General features: G+C 67.6%; 12 protein-coding genes and 2 pseudogenes. 3 read left to right on the top strand and 11 right to left on the bottom strand.

Features of this window, described 5'->3' with window-relative positions; genetic code table 11:
* Positions 1-17 precede the first annotated feature (17 nt).
* Positions 18-674, bottom strand: a complete 657-nt coding sequence (gene pyrE, locus ISF28_RS30365; protein ID WP_370663402.1) for an orotate phosphoribosyltransferase — start codon at positions 672-674, stop codon at positions 18-20.
* Positions 675-857: 183 nt separating this feature from the next.
* A pseudogene (locus ISF28_RS30360) lies at positions 858-1,964 on the bottom strand (MEDS domain-containing protein); the annotation flags it as partial.
* Positions 1,965-2,064: 100 nt separating this feature from the next.
* On the opposite strand from ISF28_RS30360, the gene ISF28_RS05710 reads away from it, so the two are divergent.
* Complete coding sequence (locus ISF28_RS05710) at positions 2,065-2,835, top strand: exodeoxyribonuclease III (protein ID WP_198116202.1); 771 nt, start codon at positions 2,065-2,067, stop codon at positions 2,833-2,835.
* A gap of 167 nt (positions 2,836-3,002) precedes the next feature.
* Entirely contained in the window at positions 3,003-8,156 is a 5,154-nt protein-coding gene (locus ISF28_RS05705; protein WP_198116201.1) for a beta strand repeat-containing protein, read from the top strand.
* A 6-nt stretch (positions 8,157-8,162) separates the two neighbouring features.
* Here ISF28_RS05705 and ISF28_RS05700 read toward each other — a convergent pair whose 3' ends face one another.
* The 8 genes from ISF28_RS05700 to gshB all read right to left on the bottom strand — a co-directional run bounded on the left by ISF28_RS05700 (position 8,163) and on the right by gshB (position 15,347).
* Positions 8,163-9,104 (bottom strand): pseudouridine synthase, encoded by a 942-nt coding sequence (locus tag ISF28_RS05700; protein ID WP_198116200.1) that lies wholly within the window; start codon positions 9,102-9,104, stop codon positions 8,163-8,165.
* 10 nt (positions 9,105-9,114) lie between these two features.
* Positions 9,115-10,047, bottom strand: coding sequence for a M48 family metallopeptidase (locus ISF28_RS05695; RefSeq protein ID WP_198116199.1), 933 nt, complete (start codon positions 10,045-10,047; stop codon positions 9,115-9,117).
* A gap of 67 nt (positions 10,048-10,114) precedes the next feature.
* The gene (gene metW, locus ISF28_RS05690; protein ID WP_198116198.1) at positions 10,115-10,735 is read right to left on the bottom strand and encodes a methionine biosynthesis protein MetW; all 621 of its coding nucleotides are present in this window, start codon (positions 10,733-10,735) and stop codon (positions 10,115-10,117) included.
* Positions 10,732-11,841, bottom strand: a complete 1,110-nt coding sequence (metX, locus tag ISF28_RS05685; protein WP_229518927.1) for a homoserine O-succinyltransferase MetX — start codon at positions 11,839-11,841, stop codon at positions 10,732-10,734. Before metX ends, metW begins: the two co-directional genes overlap by 4 nt.
* Before the next feature lie 55 nt (positions 11,842-11,896).
* A complete protein-coding gene (gene ptsP, locus ISF28_RS05680) occupies positions 11,897-13,648 on the bottom strand; it encodes a phosphoenolpyruvate--protein phosphotransferase (RefSeq protein WP_198116196.1) in 1,752 nt (583 codons plus the stop codon).
* A gap of 38 nt (positions 13,649-13,686) precedes the next feature.
* Positions 13,687-13,956: an HPr family phosphocarrier protein gene (locus tag ISF28_RS05675; protein WP_198116195.1), complete on the bottom strand. Its 270-nt coding sequence runs from the start codon at positions 13,954-13,956 to the stop codon at positions 13,687-13,689.
* A 35-nt stretch (positions 13,957-13,991) separates the two neighbouring features.
* Positions 13,992-14,396 (bottom strand): PTS sugar transporter subunit IIA, encoded by a 405-nt coding sequence (locus tag ISF28_RS05670; RefSeq protein ID WP_198116194.1) that lies wholly within the window; start codon positions 14,394-14,396, stop codon positions 13,992-13,994.
* A 3-nt stretch (positions 14,397-14,399) separates the two neighbouring features.
* The gene (gshB, locus tag ISF28_RS05665; protein ID WP_198116193.1) at positions 14,400-15,347 is read right to left on the bottom strand and encodes a glutathione synthase; all 948 of its coding nucleotides are present in this window, start codon (positions 15,345-15,347) and stop codon (positions 14,400-14,402) included.
* A gap of 190 nt (positions 15,348-15,537) precedes the next feature.
* On the opposite strand from gshB, the gene ISF28_RS05660 reads away from it, so the two are divergent.
* Positions 15,538-16,248: a class I SAM-dependent methyltransferase gene (locus ISF28_RS05660; RefSeq protein WP_198116192.1), complete on the top strand. Its 711-nt coding sequence runs from the start codon at positions 15,538-15,540 to the stop codon at positions 16,246-16,248.
* An 82-nt stretch (positions 16,249-16,330) separates the two neighbouring features.
* On the opposite strand, the pseudogene ISF28_RS30355 reads toward ISF28_RS05660, so the two are convergent.
* Positions 16,331-16,620 (bottom strand): annotated as a pseudogene (locus ISF28_RS30355) (IS481 family transposase); the annotation flags it as partial.

The raw sequence follows: 16,620 nt of genomic DNA, 5'->3' as shown, positions 1-16,620 counted from the left end.
ACGACCGCCGCGCGGTGTCAGGCCACGCCGTATTGCCGGCGATACGCCGCCACGGCGTCCTTGTACTGGGCCAGCTTCGGATCGGCTTCCAGGTAGCCGAACAGGTCGGCCAGGCTGGCGATCGAGATCACGGGGATGCCGTAGGTCTGGCTGACTTCCTGCACGGCCGACAGCGGCGACAGCACGCCGTCCTTGCCGCCGCGTTCCATGCGGTCGAGCGCGATCAGCACGGCGGCCGGCTCGGCGCCGGCGGCGCGGATCATCGCGACGGATTCGCGCACCGACGTTCCCGCCGAGATCACGTCGTCGATGATGACGACGCGGCCGGCCAGCCTGGCGCCGACGATGGTGCCGCCTTCGCCATGGTCCTTGGCTTCCTTGCGGTTGTAGGCGAACGACGTGTTGCGGCCCTTGGCGGCCAGCGCCACGGCGGTCGCGGAGGCGAGCGTGATGCCCTTGTAGGCGGGGCCGAACAGCATATCGAATTCGAGGCCGGAATCGAGCAGCGTCTGGGCGTAGAACTCGGCCAGCTTGCCGAGTGTGGCGCCGTCGTGGAACAGGCCGGCGTTGAAGAAATACGGCGACTGGCGGCCCGCCTTGGTGGTGAATTGGCCGAACTTCAAGACTTCGGCTTCGACTGAAAACGCAATGAACTGTTGGCGCAGATTGTCCACGACACGACCCTCGAACGGTAAAAACCGGTATTGTAATCCGCCCCGTGCGCGCCCGCGCAGCCGGCCGTCCACCAGCCGCGCCACGCGCCGCAGCCGGCGTTCGGCGCGCGGCGTTCCCACGGCCGCCAGCGCGGCATCGAGCGCCCGGCCGAGCATGGCGAGGAATACGTACTCGGTGGCGTCGCGCGTGAAACAGCGGGTGTAGCGCAGGCGACCGTCCTCGAAACAGGCGTTGGAACGGATGACGACATGGCGGATCGAGCCGTCCTTGCAGCGCAGGCGCGCCGGCTGGTCGACCACGGTTTCCCCGGCCACCAGCCTGCCCATGATGACGTCGGCGACGGCCGCGTCGGCGTGAAAGCGGGCGACGTGGTGCCCGACGTATTCCTCCCAGCGGTAGCCGAGCATCTGCAGCTCGGCCTTGTTGGCCCACAGGATGGTGCCGTCGGGGCCGACCTGGTGCAGGCCCTCGGCCGCGCTCTCCACGAAATCGGCAAACTCGCGCTCGCGCTGGTGCAAGTCCCGTTCCGCCTGCCGGCGCCGCGCCGCTTCCGCCTGCAGCGCATGCACTTTCTGCTCCAGCCGGACCAGGTTGATGTCGACCGGCTGCCCGGGCGGCAGCGGCGCGGCGGCGTCCGCGCAGGCGTGGTCGTGCTCCGCGCACACCTGGCGGAACGCGTGCGCCGCGTCGGCCGCCGGGAACAGGGTCCATGGATAGGCGCAGAACAGCGAAAAATCGAGCTTGCGCGCCAGCTCGTTCCACAGCCGCTCCAGGTGCAGGGCCGCGTCGTAGCGGCCGCGCGCGCACAGCAGCGCGACCAGTTCGCCGAACGCATGCACGGGTGTGCCACCGGCGCACGCCTCGGCCACAACGCGTCCGATCTCGTATTCGAAACGCGCCCGGTCCGGCCAGCCGCCGGCCATCAGGCGGGTCAGCGTCGTTTCGGCGTCGAGCCACGCGATGTCCGAGGACGGCGGCGGCGCACGCCCTTCCGCGCGCGCCAGCTCGTCCAGGCGCCGGCGCAGCGCGTCCGTATGCGCCCCGGTGGCGATCACGATGCCGCGGCCGCGCGCCCGCAATGCCCGTTCGAGGAAGGACGCGACCTCGTCGAGCAGCGTGTCGCTGTCGTCGTAAAAACGGACGAAATGTCCGGTCTTGCCATGTTTGCCGGACAACAGGTCGTCGGTCTTGATCAGCACGTAGGCCCCTGGTGGGTGAGCGGAAGCGGCGCCGTCATATCGACCGGAATAATGTTGACGTCGCGCACAGAAATATTTCAAAAGTGCCATTCTAGCCATCAAAACGGCGACATCCGGCCAGGTCGTAATGGTGTTGATATGAATCAAAACGCGCTACACTGTCGCCTCGCTCCACCCTACCGCTTTCATTATGCCAAGAATCATCTCCGCCAATTTGAACGGCATCCGTTCCGCCCACAAGAAAGGCTTCTTCAACTGGATGGCCGGCCAGAACGCCGATTTCATCTGCGTCCAGGAGCTGAAGGCCCAGCAGGTCGACATGACCGAGGAATTCCTCGCGCCGCACGGCTACCACGGCCATTTCCACTATGCCGAGAAAAAGGGGTACTCGGGCACCGGCGTCTACAGCCGCACCAAGCCGGACGCCGTCAGGACAGGCTTCGGCTGCCCCGAATTCGACAACGAAGGCCGCTACACCCGCGCCGACGTGGGCAACCTGACCGTCATTTCCGTGTACTGCCCGTCCGGTTCGTCCTCGCCGGAACGCCAGGAAGCCAAGTTCCGCTTCATGGACGTGTTCCTGCCGCACCTGCAGGCATTGAAGGCCGAGGGCCGCGAGATCGTCATCTGCGGCGACTGGAACATCGCGCACAAGGAAATCGACCTGAAAAACTGGAAGGGCAACCTGAAGAATTCGGGCTTCCTGCCGGAGGAGCGCGCCTGGATGACGCGCATCTTCGACGAACTCGGCCTCGTGGACGTCCACCGCGGCATCGACCAGCGCCCCGAGCAATACACGTGGTGGAGCAACCGCGGGCAGGCGTGGGCGAAGAACGTCGGGTGGCGCATCGATTACCACGTCGCCACCCCGGGCATCGCCGCCAGGGCGCACGCCGTCTCGATCTACAAGGACGAGCGGTTCTCGGATCATGCGCCGTTGATCATCGATTACAAAACCTGATAAATCGCCCCTCCCCGGTGGGGGATTTATCGATGAGAATGTCGTAAAAACATCAACTTACGCACTTTCGAGACAACAAGGAGGTGGTTTGTTGATATGATCGTTCGCTAATGCTTTCCGTGTGGAATCTTTTCCTCACGGCATCAAAAAAACGCCCGCGACCAATCATGTCCACTCAGACCACCGCCCCCGCCACGACCGACCCCACGCCTCCGAAGCTCATATCGCCCGCCTTGCCGTCCGGCACGGCGGGCAGCATGAGCATCGCCCTGGACTTCAATACGACGATGGCGGCCGGCAGCGGCACGGTCATCGTCACGGACGGCGCCGTGCAGACGGTGATCGACCGCGCGACGGGTCAGCCCACCCTGCGCGTGGTCGGGGCGACCGACACCCATACGATGTCCGCGTCGAGCCTCGTCATCAATAGCAACGAGGTCAAGCTGAACGTCACCGGTCTGCTGGCAGGCCACACGTACAGCGTGGTGATGGGCGCGGACGTGCTGCAGTCGACCAGCCACGTGGCGTTCGGCGGCGTGCGCTCCACGTCGCTGCTGACGTTCACGACGCCGGCCGCGCCGGACACGCAAGGTCCGACGCTCGTCGAAGTCGCCACGGACGGCGGGGTCCTCAAGGCGGGCGGCAGCATCGCCGTCACCATCACGTTCTCGGAGGCCGTGGCGAACCTGCCGGCGGATGCCCTGGCCGCGCCGCACGCGGGCGTCGCCGGCCTGACGACGGCCGACGGCGGCATCACCTGGCACGCGACCCTCACGGCGCCGGCGGACGCCACGACGGCCACCGGCAACATCCTGACCCTCGACATGACCAGGATTGCCGACCTGGCCGGCAACCACGGCAGCGGCACGAGCAACCTGGCCAGCTACGCGGTCGACACGCAGGCGCCCACGGCCACCGTCACGCTGGACACCACGACCGTGGCGGCCGGCCGCGACGCGGTCGCGACCATCCAGTTTTCCGAAGCCGTCACGGGCCTGACCGAGGCGGCGCTGAGCGCCGGCCACGCGACGGTGTCGAACCTGCACACGACGGACGGCGGCATCACCTGGCTCGCGACCCTCGGCGGCACCGCCGCCACGACGGCGGACGGCAACGTGCTCGCCGTCGACCTGGCCCAGGTCCACGACCTGGCCGGCAACGCGGGCAGCGGCAGCGCCGTGTCGGCCGCGTACACGGTCGACACGCAGGGCCCCGCCGCGGTGGCGATCGCCCTCGACGGCGCGACGCTCGCGAAGGGCAAGGCCGTCCACGCCACGTTCACGTTCGCGGAAAGCGTGCACGACCTGCCGTTCTCCGCGATCACCGCGCCGCATGCGACGGTGTCCGACATCGCCACCAGCGACGGCGGCAAGACCTGGACGGCGACGCTGACGGCCAACGACAGCGGCACGTGGATCGGCAACACCGTCGGCGTCGATCTCACCAAGCTGGTGGACCTGGCCGGCAATCCCGGCAGCGGCATGGTCCAAAGCGGCCCGTACACGGTCGACACGCAAGGGCCGGCCGCCACGCTGGAACTGAACGGCACCGCCATGCACACCGGCGGCAGCCTGGGGCTCACGCTGCATTTCAGCGAAGCCGTGACGGACCTGACGCCGGCCGCGCTGCGCGCCCCGAACGCGCTGCTCACCAACCTGCAGCACTCGGCCGATTACCTCACGTGGACGGCGACGCTCACCCCGCTGGACGGCGTGACCGCCACGAGCAACGTCGTCGGCCTCGACCTCGCGCAGGTGCACGACGCGGCGGGCAATGCCGGCAGCGGCAGCACGTTCTCCGCCAACTACGGCGTCGACACGCAAGGCCCGAACGCGGTCGCGATCGCCCTCGACGGCGCCGCGCTGGGCAGCGCCCACGGCATCCACGCGACGTTCACGTTCGCGGAGAGCCTCCAGGACCTGCCGCTGGCCGCGATCGTCGCGCCGCACGCGCAAGTCTCCGGTATCGCGACGAGCGACGGCGGCAAGACCTGGACGGCGACGTTGACGGCGGACGGCAGCGGCACGTGGGACGGCAACACCGTCGGCCTCGATCTCAGCAAAGTGCAGGACCTGGCCGGCAACACCGGCAGCGGCTTCGGCGCGAGCGGCACGTACGCGGTCGACACGGTGGGCCCGGGCGCCACGGCGGCGCTGGACGGCACCAGCCTGACGATCCAGTTTTCCGAAGCCGTGACGGACCTGACGGCGGCCGCCCTGCTGGCGCCGGACGCGACGCTCACGAACCTGCAGCACTCGGCCGACTACCTGACGTGGACCGCGACGTCGACACCGCTCGTCGTCGGCGGCAGCAATGCCGTCACCCTCGATCTCACGCAGGTGCACGATGCCTTGGGCAACCAGGGCAGCGGCACCGTCACGGCCGGCGCCGTGGCGCCGGGGGACACCACGCCGCCCACCGTGCTCGACATCCTGTTCGACGGCACGACGATCGGTCCGGCGTACGGCGTCGGCTTCACGATCACGTTCTCGGAAAGCGTGAGCGGCCTGACGGCGGCCGCGCTGCAGGCCCCGCACGCGAGCGTGAGCGTCCTTTCGACGCTGGACGGCGGCAAGACCTGGACCGGCACCCTGACGGCCGCGGACGGCGCCGCGAGCAGCACGGGCAACCTGCTGGGCGTGGACCTGACACAGGTGCACGACGCGGCCGGCAACGCGGGCGTGGGCACGGCCTCGTCGCTGTCGCACTACGACGTGGACACGGATCCGCTGATGGCCACCGTCAGCCTGGACCGCGCCACCGCGCTGGTCACGGGCGGCACGGTCGGCGTCGCGATCCACTTTTCGGCCGCCGTGTCGGCACTGGACGCCACCGCCCTCGCCGCGCCGCACGCCAAGATCGCCGACCTGCACCATTCGGACGACAACCTGACGTGGTACGCGACCTTGTCCGCGGCCGATGCCGGCATCGTCGCCGACACCAACGCCGTCACCGTGGACCTGAGCAGGGTGCACGACATGTTCGGCAACGCGGGCAGCGGCACGGCCGTTTCGGGCAACTACACGTTCGACACGACGGTGGCGGCGTATGTGTCCAGCATCGCCATCAGCGACGAAGGTCCGTCCGCGACCGACGGCATCACGAACGCCGGTCCGGCGTTCGTGGCGGGTTATTTCGTCGGCACGCTGGCCGACAACCAGCACCTGGAGGTTACGCTCGACGGCCAGGCCGTGGATCCGTACGGCCTGTACGTGGAAACGCCGAGCAACGGCATGACGTACTGGTATTACGCGAACGAAGGCTACCTGGCCGAGGGCGCCCACACGTACACCGCGACCATCGTCGACGACGCCGGCCACGCCAGCGCCACGCAGTCGAAGCAGTTCACGCTCGACCTGACGGCCCCGAACCTGACCGGGTCGCCGGACGGCAGCACGGCGTTCGACGTCGCGGGCAACCTCGTCCTCACGTTCGACAAGGCCGTCTACTGGACGGTCGGCGAGGGCAACTACAGCGGCCTGCAGTTCTACGACCACGACGGCGGCAGCACCTACGTCAACCTGACGGACGCCAACTTCTCGAGCGACCGCAAGACCATCACGCTCACGCCCGACGAACTGCACCTCGGCACGGGCAACGACTACACGCTCTACCTGCCCTACACCCTGACCGACCTCGCCGGCAACCGCGTGGCGAACAGCGGCATCGGCTTCCACACGGCCGGCACCTACGTCGACGTGACGCCGCCCAGCGCGACGAGCCTGACCGCGGGTACCGGCGGCTATTACGGCATCGGTTCGACCATCGATATCCGCGTGTCGTTCAGCGAGCCGGTCAACGTGGCCGGCGACGGCATGCCCGTCCTGCTCCTCAACAACGGCAGCCAGGCGGTCTTCCTGAACATGAGCGACGATCACCGCAGCGCCGTGTTCGAATACACGGTGGCGGCCGGCGACCAGGACGTCGCCGGTCTCGACATCGCCAACAGGAGCGACCTGGCCGGCCACTTCGCCGACGGCGCCGGCCACCTGCTCGACCAGACGCACATCGCGTTCGGCTACCTGGCGGACGCCGGCGGCTACTCGCACACGATCCAGGTCGACGCGCACGCGCCGAACGCGCTGCCGGCGCCGCAACTGGCGTCCGTGTCCGACACCGGCACCGTCGGCGACGACGTCACGAGCATCGTGGCCCCCACCATCACGGGCAGCGGCGCCGATGCGTGGGCCAAGATCGACCTGTACGTCGGCGACAAGCTGGCCGCCTCCGGCCAGGCCGACGGCAGCGGCAACTGGACCATCGATTCCGTGCTGCTGGGCCTCGACGGCCAGTACACGGTGAAGGCCGTCCAGCTCGACAACGCGAACAACGCCGGCGCGCTGTCGCAGCCGCTGACGATCGCCATCTCCGGCGCGAGCGCCGCGGTGACGCGGCTGGACGCGGGCGTCGACAACGGCCTGTCCGCCACCGACAACGTCACGAACCTCACGAAGCCCGGATTCACGGGCACCGTGGGCGCCGGCACCAAGGTGACCGTGTGGGACGGCAGCACCGCGCTCGGCACCACCACCGCGGGCAGCGACGGCGTCTGGCATTTCGCGCCGGGCTGGGACCTCGCGAGCGGCCAGCATACGATCACGCTGGAGTTGACCGACGCCGGCGGCAACGTGACGCCGCGCGAGCTGTCGGCGCCCTACACGTTCACGATCGACGCCAACGCGCCGGGCGCGCCCGGCGCACCGCTGCTGGACGCCGCCAGCGACACGGGCGTCTCGTCCTCCGACGGCATCACGATGGTCACGACGCCGACCCTCACCGGCACCGCGACGGAAGCAGGCGGCCAGATCGAAGTCTACGAAGGCGACGCGCTGCTGGGCAGCACGGACGTCGGCAACGACGGCGCCTGGACGTTCACGCTCGGCGCCGACAAGGCGTTCGCGGACGGCGTGCACACGCTCACCGTGCGCCAGGTGGACGCGGCCGGCAACCGCGGCGCCGCCTCCGCGCCGCTGGCGATCACGGTCGACACGACGGCGCCGACGATCGCGGTGAGCCAGTCGTACGCGAAGTCCTCGGCGAACTGGCACAGCCTGACGTTCAGCGAACAGGTCGTGTTCGCGACCAACGGTTCGATCGACGTGCTCGACAGCCTGGGCGTCGGCAAATCGCACCACGAGTGGGACGTCGTGTACAACTGGGACATCGCGGCGGACGCGCAGGGCGTGCAGAACACGCTCGAACTCAACCTGGGCACGCTCACCGGATTGTTCCACCTGGTGGAGAACAGCAACGCGATCCAGGACGTGGCGGGCAACGTCGCCGTCATCGGCACGTCGGACTTTTCGATCGGCCTGGCTTGACGGGAACTACGGTGCGGGCCAGTCCAGCGCGCGCGTGCTGGAAAAGCTGCGCGCCGCGCCCGTGCGCGGATCGTCGAAGGCGATGGCGCGCGCCAGCAGCTGCAGGGGCCTGGAGAAATCGTCGCCCTTGCACGGGAGCGCGACGGGATAGAAGGCGTCGTTGAGGATCGGCACGCCCAGCGACGCCATGTGCAGGCGCAGCTGGTGCTTGCGCCCCGTGTGCGGATGCAGGCGGTAGCGCGCCACCTCGCCGCGCGTCTCCAGCAGCTCGACGAGGGTCTCGGAATTCGGCTCGCCCGCCTCTTCGCGCATGACGAAGAACTTGTCGCCGTCGACCATGCGGCTGCGGTACGTGAACGGAAATTCCCGCCCCGCCAGCACGGGCGCCAGCGCCTCGTACACCTTGCGCACGCTGCGCTTCTGGAACATCGACTGGTACGTCCCGCGCGTGGCGAGGTTGTGCGAAAAGATGACGACGCCGGCCGTCTCGCGGTCGAGGCGGTGGATCGGCGTCAGGTGCGGCAGGTCGAACGTTTGTTTCAGCCGCACGAGCAGGGTCTCGCGCAGGAAGCGCCCGGTCGGGATCATCGGCAAAAAGTGCGGCTTGTCGACGACGAGCAGGTGCTCGTCGCGGAAGATGATGCTCTCCTCGAACGGGATCGGCGTTTCCCGTTCCAGCTCGCGGTAGTACCAGATGCGCATGCCCTGGCGCACGTGGCTGTCGGGGCCGAGGCGTTCGCCCCTGGCGTCGACGACGTCGCCGCGCGCGAGGCGCTCGGCCCAGGACGGGCCGGCGACGTCGGGAAAGCGCGCTTCCAGGAAGGCCAGCATGCCGCCGGCCAGCGTTTCCGTGATCCACAGGTAGCTGGGCGCCACGCCGTCCTTCACGGGCAGCGGGACGACGGCATTGGCGGCGGCCTGGTGGCCCTTCCTGACGAAACGTGCCATAGCGCCTTGCTCAGCGCTGGGCGACGTTGCCGCGGTAGGGCGGCAGGCGGTCGACGGTCGTGCCCTTGCTGCGCGCGTACAGCGGCAGCAGCAGGTTCATGTGGCTCTCGATCTGCTCGATGCGCTCGCTGCCGCCCGGGTGCGTGGACAGCAGTTCGATCGGCGCGCCGCTTTCGTTCAGGGCGGCCATCTTGTTCCACAGCGCGATGCCGGCGCGCGGGTCGTAGCCGGAGCGCGCTGCGATGTCCAGGCCCACGAGGTCGGCCTCGCGTTCCTCGTCGCGCGAGAACTTCAGCACGGCCAGCTGGCCCACCGTATTGGCCACGCCGCGCACGTCGACGCCGAGCCAGGACGACAGCGCGGCGCCGCCCAGCTGGCTGACGAGACCCGTCGCCGTCGCCTTGCTCTGGCGGTCGCGCCCGTGCTCGCGCAGCGCGTGCGCGATCTCGTGGCCCATCACGGCCGCGATCTCGTCGTCCGTGAGGCGCAGCTTGTCGATGATGCCGGTATAGAAGGCGATGCGCCCGCCCGGCATGCAGAACGCGTTCACCTCGCCGGACTTCAGCAGGTTGACCTGCCACTTCCACTGTTGCGCAGCCGGGTTCCAGCGGATGGTGTTGGGGATGATGCGCCTGGCGATGGCGCGCAGGCGCTGGACCTGCGGATCGGACGCCGGCACGAGCGCGCCTTCCTGCTTCGCCTTGCCGATCAGCGCCAGGTATTGCTGGGCCGACTGTTCGTTGATCGCCTCCTCGGGCGCGGCGATGTCGCGCCAGACGCTGCCGATGCGGTTACGGTCGAGCGGCTTGACGGCGATGCCGTCCTGCACGACCTGGTCCTGGCGCGGACGGTCGTCCTGGCCCGGCGCGGCCCGCACCGGGCCGGCCACGGCGGCGCACAAGGCCAGCAGCACGGCCGTCCTGCGCTTGAAGATTGGGTTCATGGTTTCCTCCTGCCGGGTTGTGACGACATGATGCCCGCGACACGCGCGTACATACCACACGATACGCTCAAGCCTGGCCCGCGAGATCGCGCTTGCGCAGGCGGAACACCGCCAGGCTGCCCCGCAGGTTCGGCAGGAACGACACCGGCTTGCCCTCGGCCAGCGCGACGTATTCCAGCACCTCCAGGCCGCATTTCTCGGCGAGTTCCTTGAAGTCGTAGATCGTCGCGTAGCGCAGGTTCGGCGTGTCGAACCACTGGTAAGGCAGCGTGCGCGACACGGGCATGCGGCCCTTGAGCAGCGCGGCCCGGTGCGGCCAGTAGGCGAAGTTCGGGAACGACACGATCGCCTCCTTGCCCACGCGGACGATGTCGCGCAGGCGCGCCTCCACGTGCTGCATCATCTGCAGCGACGACAGGCACAGGACCATGTCGAAGGCGTCGTCCGCGAACAGGTCCAGGCCCTGCTCCATGTCGTGCTGGATCACGCTGATGCCGCGCTGCGTGCTTTCCAGGACCTTGTCGTCGGCGATCTCGACGCCGTAGCCGGTGCAGCGCTTGGTCTGTTCCAGGTAGCGCAGCATGGCGCCGTCGCCGCAGCCGACGTCCAGCACGTGCGCGCGCTCGTTCACCCAGTGCGCGATGAACGCCAGGTCGGGGCGCAGGGTGCTCAGGTCTTCGAATTTCATGCGGCCTCCTCCGCCCAGATGCGTTCGTAGTAGGCGCGCACGATGTTCATGTAGCGCGCATCGTCCAGCAGGAACGCATCGTGGCCGTGCGGCGCGTCGATCTCGGCGTACGTCACCTTGCGGCGGTTGACCAGCAGCGCTTCCACGATCTCGCGGCTGCGGTCCGGCGCGAAGCGCCAGTCGGTGCTGAACGACGCGACCAGGTATTGGGCGCGCGTGTTCTCCAGCGCCTTGGCCAGGTTGCCGCCGTGCTCGCGCGCGGGGTCGAAGTAATCGAGCGCCTTGGTGATCAGGAGGTAGGTGTTGGCGTCGAAGTATTCCGAGAATTTGTCGCCCTGGTAGCGCAGGTACGATTCGATCTCGAAATCGATGCCGAAGTCGAATTTGTAGTCGTTACGCTCGGCCGCGTTGCGCAGCTTGCGGCCGAATTTCTCCGCCATGTCGTCGTTCGACAGGTACGTGATGTGGCCGATCATGCGCGCCACCTTCAGGCCGTTCCTGGGCACGACGCCGTGTTCGTAGAAGTCGCCGCCGCGGTAGTCCGGATCGGTGAGGATGGCCTGGCGCGCGACGTCGTTGAACGCGATGTTCTGCGCCGACAGCTTGGGCGTGGACGCGATCACGATGCAGTGGCGCAGGCGCTCGGGGAACATGATGCTCCACGCGAGGGCCTGCATGCCGCCCAGCGAGCCGCCCATCACGGCCGCGAACCGCTCGATGCCGAGGCGGTCGGCCAGGCGCGCCTGCGCGGCGACCCAGTCTTCCACCGTCACGACGGGGAAGGCGGCGCCGTACGGCTTGCCCGTGGCCGGATTCGTGTGCATCGGGCCCGTGGAACCGAAGCACGAACCGAGGTTGTTGACGCCGATGACGAAGAAGCGGTCGGTGTCGACCGGCTTGCCCGGGCCCACCATGTTGTCCCACCAGCCGGCGCTCTTCGGCTTGTCGGCGTAATGGCCCGCGACGTGGTGCGACGCGTTCAGCGCGTGGCAGATCAGCACCGCGTTCGATTTGTCGGCGTTCAGCGTGCCGTACGTTTCATACATCAGCGTGTAATCGCCGAGCGCGGCGCCGCTTTGCAGGTGCAACGGTTCGGCGAACTGCATCGCCTGGGGGGAAACTATTCCGATCGATCCCATGAAGACTCGTTAAATTGACTGACTAGACGGACTGCAGCTGCTCCACGGCGTCGGCGATGGCCGCCGGCTCCATCGCGCGCAGGATGCGCTTCGTGCGCGGCACGAGCCGCGCAAGATCGCTGGACAGGATTTCCTGCTTGACGGCCAGCAGCTGGGCCGGATGCATCGAGAACTCGCGCAGGCCCATGCCCAGCAACAGCCGGGTGAGCTTGACGTCGCCCGCCATCTCGCCGCACACGGCCACGTCGATGCCGGCCTTGCGCCCGGCCTCGATCGTCATCGCGATCAGGTTCAATACCGCCGGGTGCAGCGGATTGTACAGGTGCGCCACCTCGTAGTCGACGCGGTCGATCGCCAGCGTGTACTGGATCAGGTCATTGGTGCCGATCGACAGGAAGTCCAGGCGCTTGACGAACATCGGCAGCGCCAGCGCGGCGGCCGGGATCTCGATCATGGCGCCGACTTCCACCGCCTCGTCGAACTTGACGTTCTGCTCGCGCAGCTGGGCCTTGGCCTGCTCGATCATGGCGAGGGTCTGGTCGATCTCGAACGCATGCGCCAGCATCGGAATCAGGATGCGCACCTTGCCGTAGCTCGAGGCGCGCAGGATCGCGCGCAGCTGCGTGAGGAACATCTGCGGCTCCGCCAGGCAGTAGCGGATCGCGCGCAGGCCCAGCGCCGGGTTCAGCGCCGTGTGCTCGGTCTGGTCGAGCGGCTTGTCGGCGCCCACGTCGAGCGTGCGGATCGTGACCGGACGGCCCTTCATCGCCAGCACCGCCTTGCGGTACTGCTCGAACTGCTCGTCCTCGTCCGGCACCTTGAGGCCCTGCACGCCGCGTCCCATGAACAGGAATTCGGAGCGGAACAGCCCCACGCCGACGGCGCCCGCCTCCAGCGCCGGGCCACAGTCGTCCGGCAGCTCGATGTTCGCGAGCAGCGTGATCGGCGTGCCGTCCTTGGTGACGGCCGGCGTCTTCTTGAGCTTGAGCAGGCGCTTGCGCGCCTTCAGCAGCTCGGCCTGGCGCGCGCGGTATTGCTCCATCACGAGCGCGCTCGGGTTGCAGATGACGACGCCGGCATCGCCGTCGACGATCACCCAGTCGTCCTGTTCGATCAGGCGCGACGCCTGGCTCATGCCGACGGCGGCCGGGATGTCCAGGCTGCGCGCGACGATCGCCGTGTGCGAGTTCTGGCCGCCGACGTCCGTCACGAAGCCGACGAACGAACGGTCGCGGAAGGCGAGCATGTCGGCCGGCGAGATGTCGTGGGCGACGACGATCATCTGCGGCTTGAAGTGGTCCTCGCCGGGCACGGGCGGCACCGACAGCGCGGTCCCCATCAGCACCTTGAGCACGCGCTCGGCCACCTGCTGGATGTCCTGCTTGCGCTCGCGCAGGTACGCGTCCTCGATCTCGTCGAACTGCGCCGACAGCTCGTCGATCTGCGTGACGAGCGCCCATTCCGCGTTGTAGTGGCGGCTGCGGATGATGTCGAGCGGCGCCTCCGAGATCATCGGGTCGGACAGGATCAGCACGTGCACGTCGATGAACGCGCCCAGTTCCGTCGGGGCTTCCCGGGGCAGCTCGGTCCACAGTTCCTGCAGGTTGCGGTGCACTTCGGCGATCGCATCCTGCAGGCGTTTCACTTCCGCCTCGACCTGCTCTTCCGGCACGAGGTAGTGCTTGACGTCGAGCGCGGCCGGCGTGAGCAGGTGCGCGCGCCCGATCGAGATCCCGCGCGAGACCGGAATGCCGTGCAGTGTGAATGATGCCATGGAGGGTCCCGGGTGACGGCCAGATCGGCTATCCGGCATTACTCGCCTTCGCCGAATTTATCGTTGATGAGGCCGGTCAGCGCGGCGATGCAGTCCTGTTCGTCGGGCCCCTCCGCCTCCAAGGTCACCTTGGCGCCCTTGCCGGCGGCCAGCATCATGACGCCCATGATCGACTTGGCGTTGATGCGGCGACCGTTGCGGGTGAGCCAGACGTCGCTCTGGAACTTGGCGGCCAATTGGGTGAATTTGGCGGAAGCGCGGGCATGCAGGCCCAGCTTGTTGATGATCTCGAGTTCTTGTTGAATCATATTCTAGTTGTCGTTTCTCTCGTTCATCGACCCGGTCAGGTGCCGACCCGGATCCTGTTGTCGACCCGGACGGCGCCGTTCTGGGCGCCGGCCAGAGCCATCTCGACCACGACGTCCAGCGTGTCGCGCCGGTACGTGATCGCACGCAGCAGCATCGGCAGGCTGATCCCCGCGATGACTTCCACGCGGCCGGCCTCGGCCAGCGAATTGCAGCAATTCGACGGCGTGCCGCCCTTGATGTCGGTGATGACCAGCACGCCGTCGCCCTCGTCCAGGCGCGCGATCGCACTCTTGGCCAATGCATGGATTTCGTTCGTGTCCTGGTCCGCCGTGACGTCGATCGCCTCGAAGCGCTCGGTGGGGCCGCGGAACACGTGCGCGACCGCCGCGATGAATGCCTGACCCAGCGGAGCATGGGTCATCAGCAGAATACCTACCATTTTTCAGTTTCCCGTTACCCGTTTCTCGACGGCGTCGATGAACATCGCCGCGACGTCGAAACCGGTCTGGTCGGTGATCTCCTGGAAACAGGTGGGGCTGGTGACATTCACCTCGGTCAGGAAATCGCCGATCACATCCAATCCTACCAGCAACAGGCCACGCGCCGCCAGCGCGGGGCCGAGACTTTCCGCGATCTCGCGGTCGCGCTCGGACAGCGGCTGCGCGACGCCCGTGCCGCCGGCCGCCAGGTTGCCGCGCACCTCGCCGGCCTGCGGAATGCGCGCCAGCGAAAACGGGACGGGCTTGCCGTCGATGACGAGCACGCGCTTGTCGCCCTTGACGATGGCGGGAATGTATTTCTGGGCCATGATCGTGCGCGCGCCGTTTTCCGTCAGCGTCTCGATGATGGAACCGAGATTGAGCCCATCATCCTTGACGCGGAAGATCCCGGCGCCGCCCATGCCGTCCAGCGGCTTGAAGATCACGTCGCCGTGCTCGGCGTGGAAGGCGCGCAGCCGCGTGCCCGAGGACGACACGAGCGTCGGCGACGTGAACTGGCTGAACTCGGCGATGGTCAGTTTTTCGTTGTGGTCGCGGATGGCCGACGGCTTGTTGATCACGCGCGCGCCCTGGCGTTCGGCCAGTTCCAGCAGATAGGTGCCGTACACGTATTCCATGTCGAACGGCGGATCCTTGCGCTGGAGGACGGCGTCGAATGCGGACAGCGGCACGATATCGGTATCGCCCTCCTCGTACCAATCGTCCGCGTCGCCCGTCAGCCGGATCTCGGTGGCCTCGGCCGTCACGACGCCCTCGTCCAGCACGAGATGGCGCTGTTCGAAGACATGAATCCGGTGACCGCGCCGCACGGCTTCGCGCATCATCGCGAAGGTCGAGTCCTTGTAGATTTTGAATCCGGACAGCGGATCGGCGAGAAAAGCGATTTTCATGATGGTCCCAATGAAGGCAATGGCACGATTTTAGCCGGAAACGCGGATGTTCGCGGAAAGGCGGCCGCGGCCGCCGGTCGAGTTACCGGGGCAGCTTCCCGTTGGCAAAAAGTCATCTATTCAAGCCGCATTTGCGAACCCTCAAACGCGCCTCCGACCCGCTTGGGAAGATGCGTCCCAGGAGGACACGATGAGCGACCGAGCCGAACAGGAACGCATCAACCAGGTCTATCGCCAATGGCATGGCGGTGCCGCGCTCGCGAAGTATGCCTGGCACCGGCCCGACATCATCCGCCAGACGGCGGCGCGGTCGCGCGTGCTGGCCGAGCTGCTGCCGCTCACGGTGGGGCGCGACCTGTCGGCCGTGCGCGCGCTCGACATCGGCTGCGGCGGCGGCGGCTTCCTGCGCCAGCTGATCGACTGGGGCGCCACCCCCGGCCACCTGGCCGGCACGGAGCTCCAGCAGGACCGCCTGGACCACGCCCGGGCCCGCACGGCGCCCGGCGTGCGCTGGCACTTGGGGCCGCTCGACGCGTTTGCCGACGCCAGCATGGACCTCGTGAGCGCGCACACCGTGTTTTCCTCGATCCTCGACGACGACCTGCGGCGCGGTCTCGCCGCCGAGATGTGGCGCGTGCTGCGCCCCGGCGGCTGGACGATGATCTTCGACTTCCGCTACGGCAGCCCGCGCAACGCCCACGTGCGCAAGGTGACGGACGTCGAATTGCTGCGCTTCTGGCCCGCCGCCAGCCGCCACTACCGCACGCTGGTGCTCGTCCCGCCGCTGGGCCGGACGCTGGCCGCCCTGCCCTGGCTGATCCCGGAGGCGCTGGCGACCATGCTGCCGCCGCTGCGCTCGCACTTCATCTACATGGCGCGCAAGCCGGAGACGGACGGGTAGGCCGTAGGGTGGGCGGCCCTGTATGGCACAGAGACATGGGTGACACATGTCTAGAGACATAGGTGACACATGTCTAGTCATTTTACAGCTCGATTCGTAGATCGATTTCGCTAATTTTCCGGTTACAGAAGATGACGTGGAAGATCCCATCGGTGTCGCTCGGCCGGACAGCGACGGGTTCCCCCACCAGACCTTCGCCAACGAACAACTGCCGTCCCGAAAAGCTGATGCATCCGCTGCCAAGAACCTTTCTGACTTCGTCACCTGTGTCGTATTCAATAGCGGGCAGTTGTTCGGGATACGGTCTTGCGCTGGCTGCGTAGCGAGAGGAAGGCGGCTTCTGACCTAAAGCTTGGTGCGGTCGAACCAAGT

This window comes from Massilia rhizosphaerae, from assembly GCF_016093545.1.
GTDB lineage: Bacteria > Pseudomonadota > Gammaproteobacteria > Burkholderiales > Burkholderiaceae_D > Telluria > Telluria rhizosphaerae.
The sequence above is the reverse complement of the archived record's forward strand: the minus strand, read 5'-3'. Positions and strand labels throughout refer to the sequence as shown.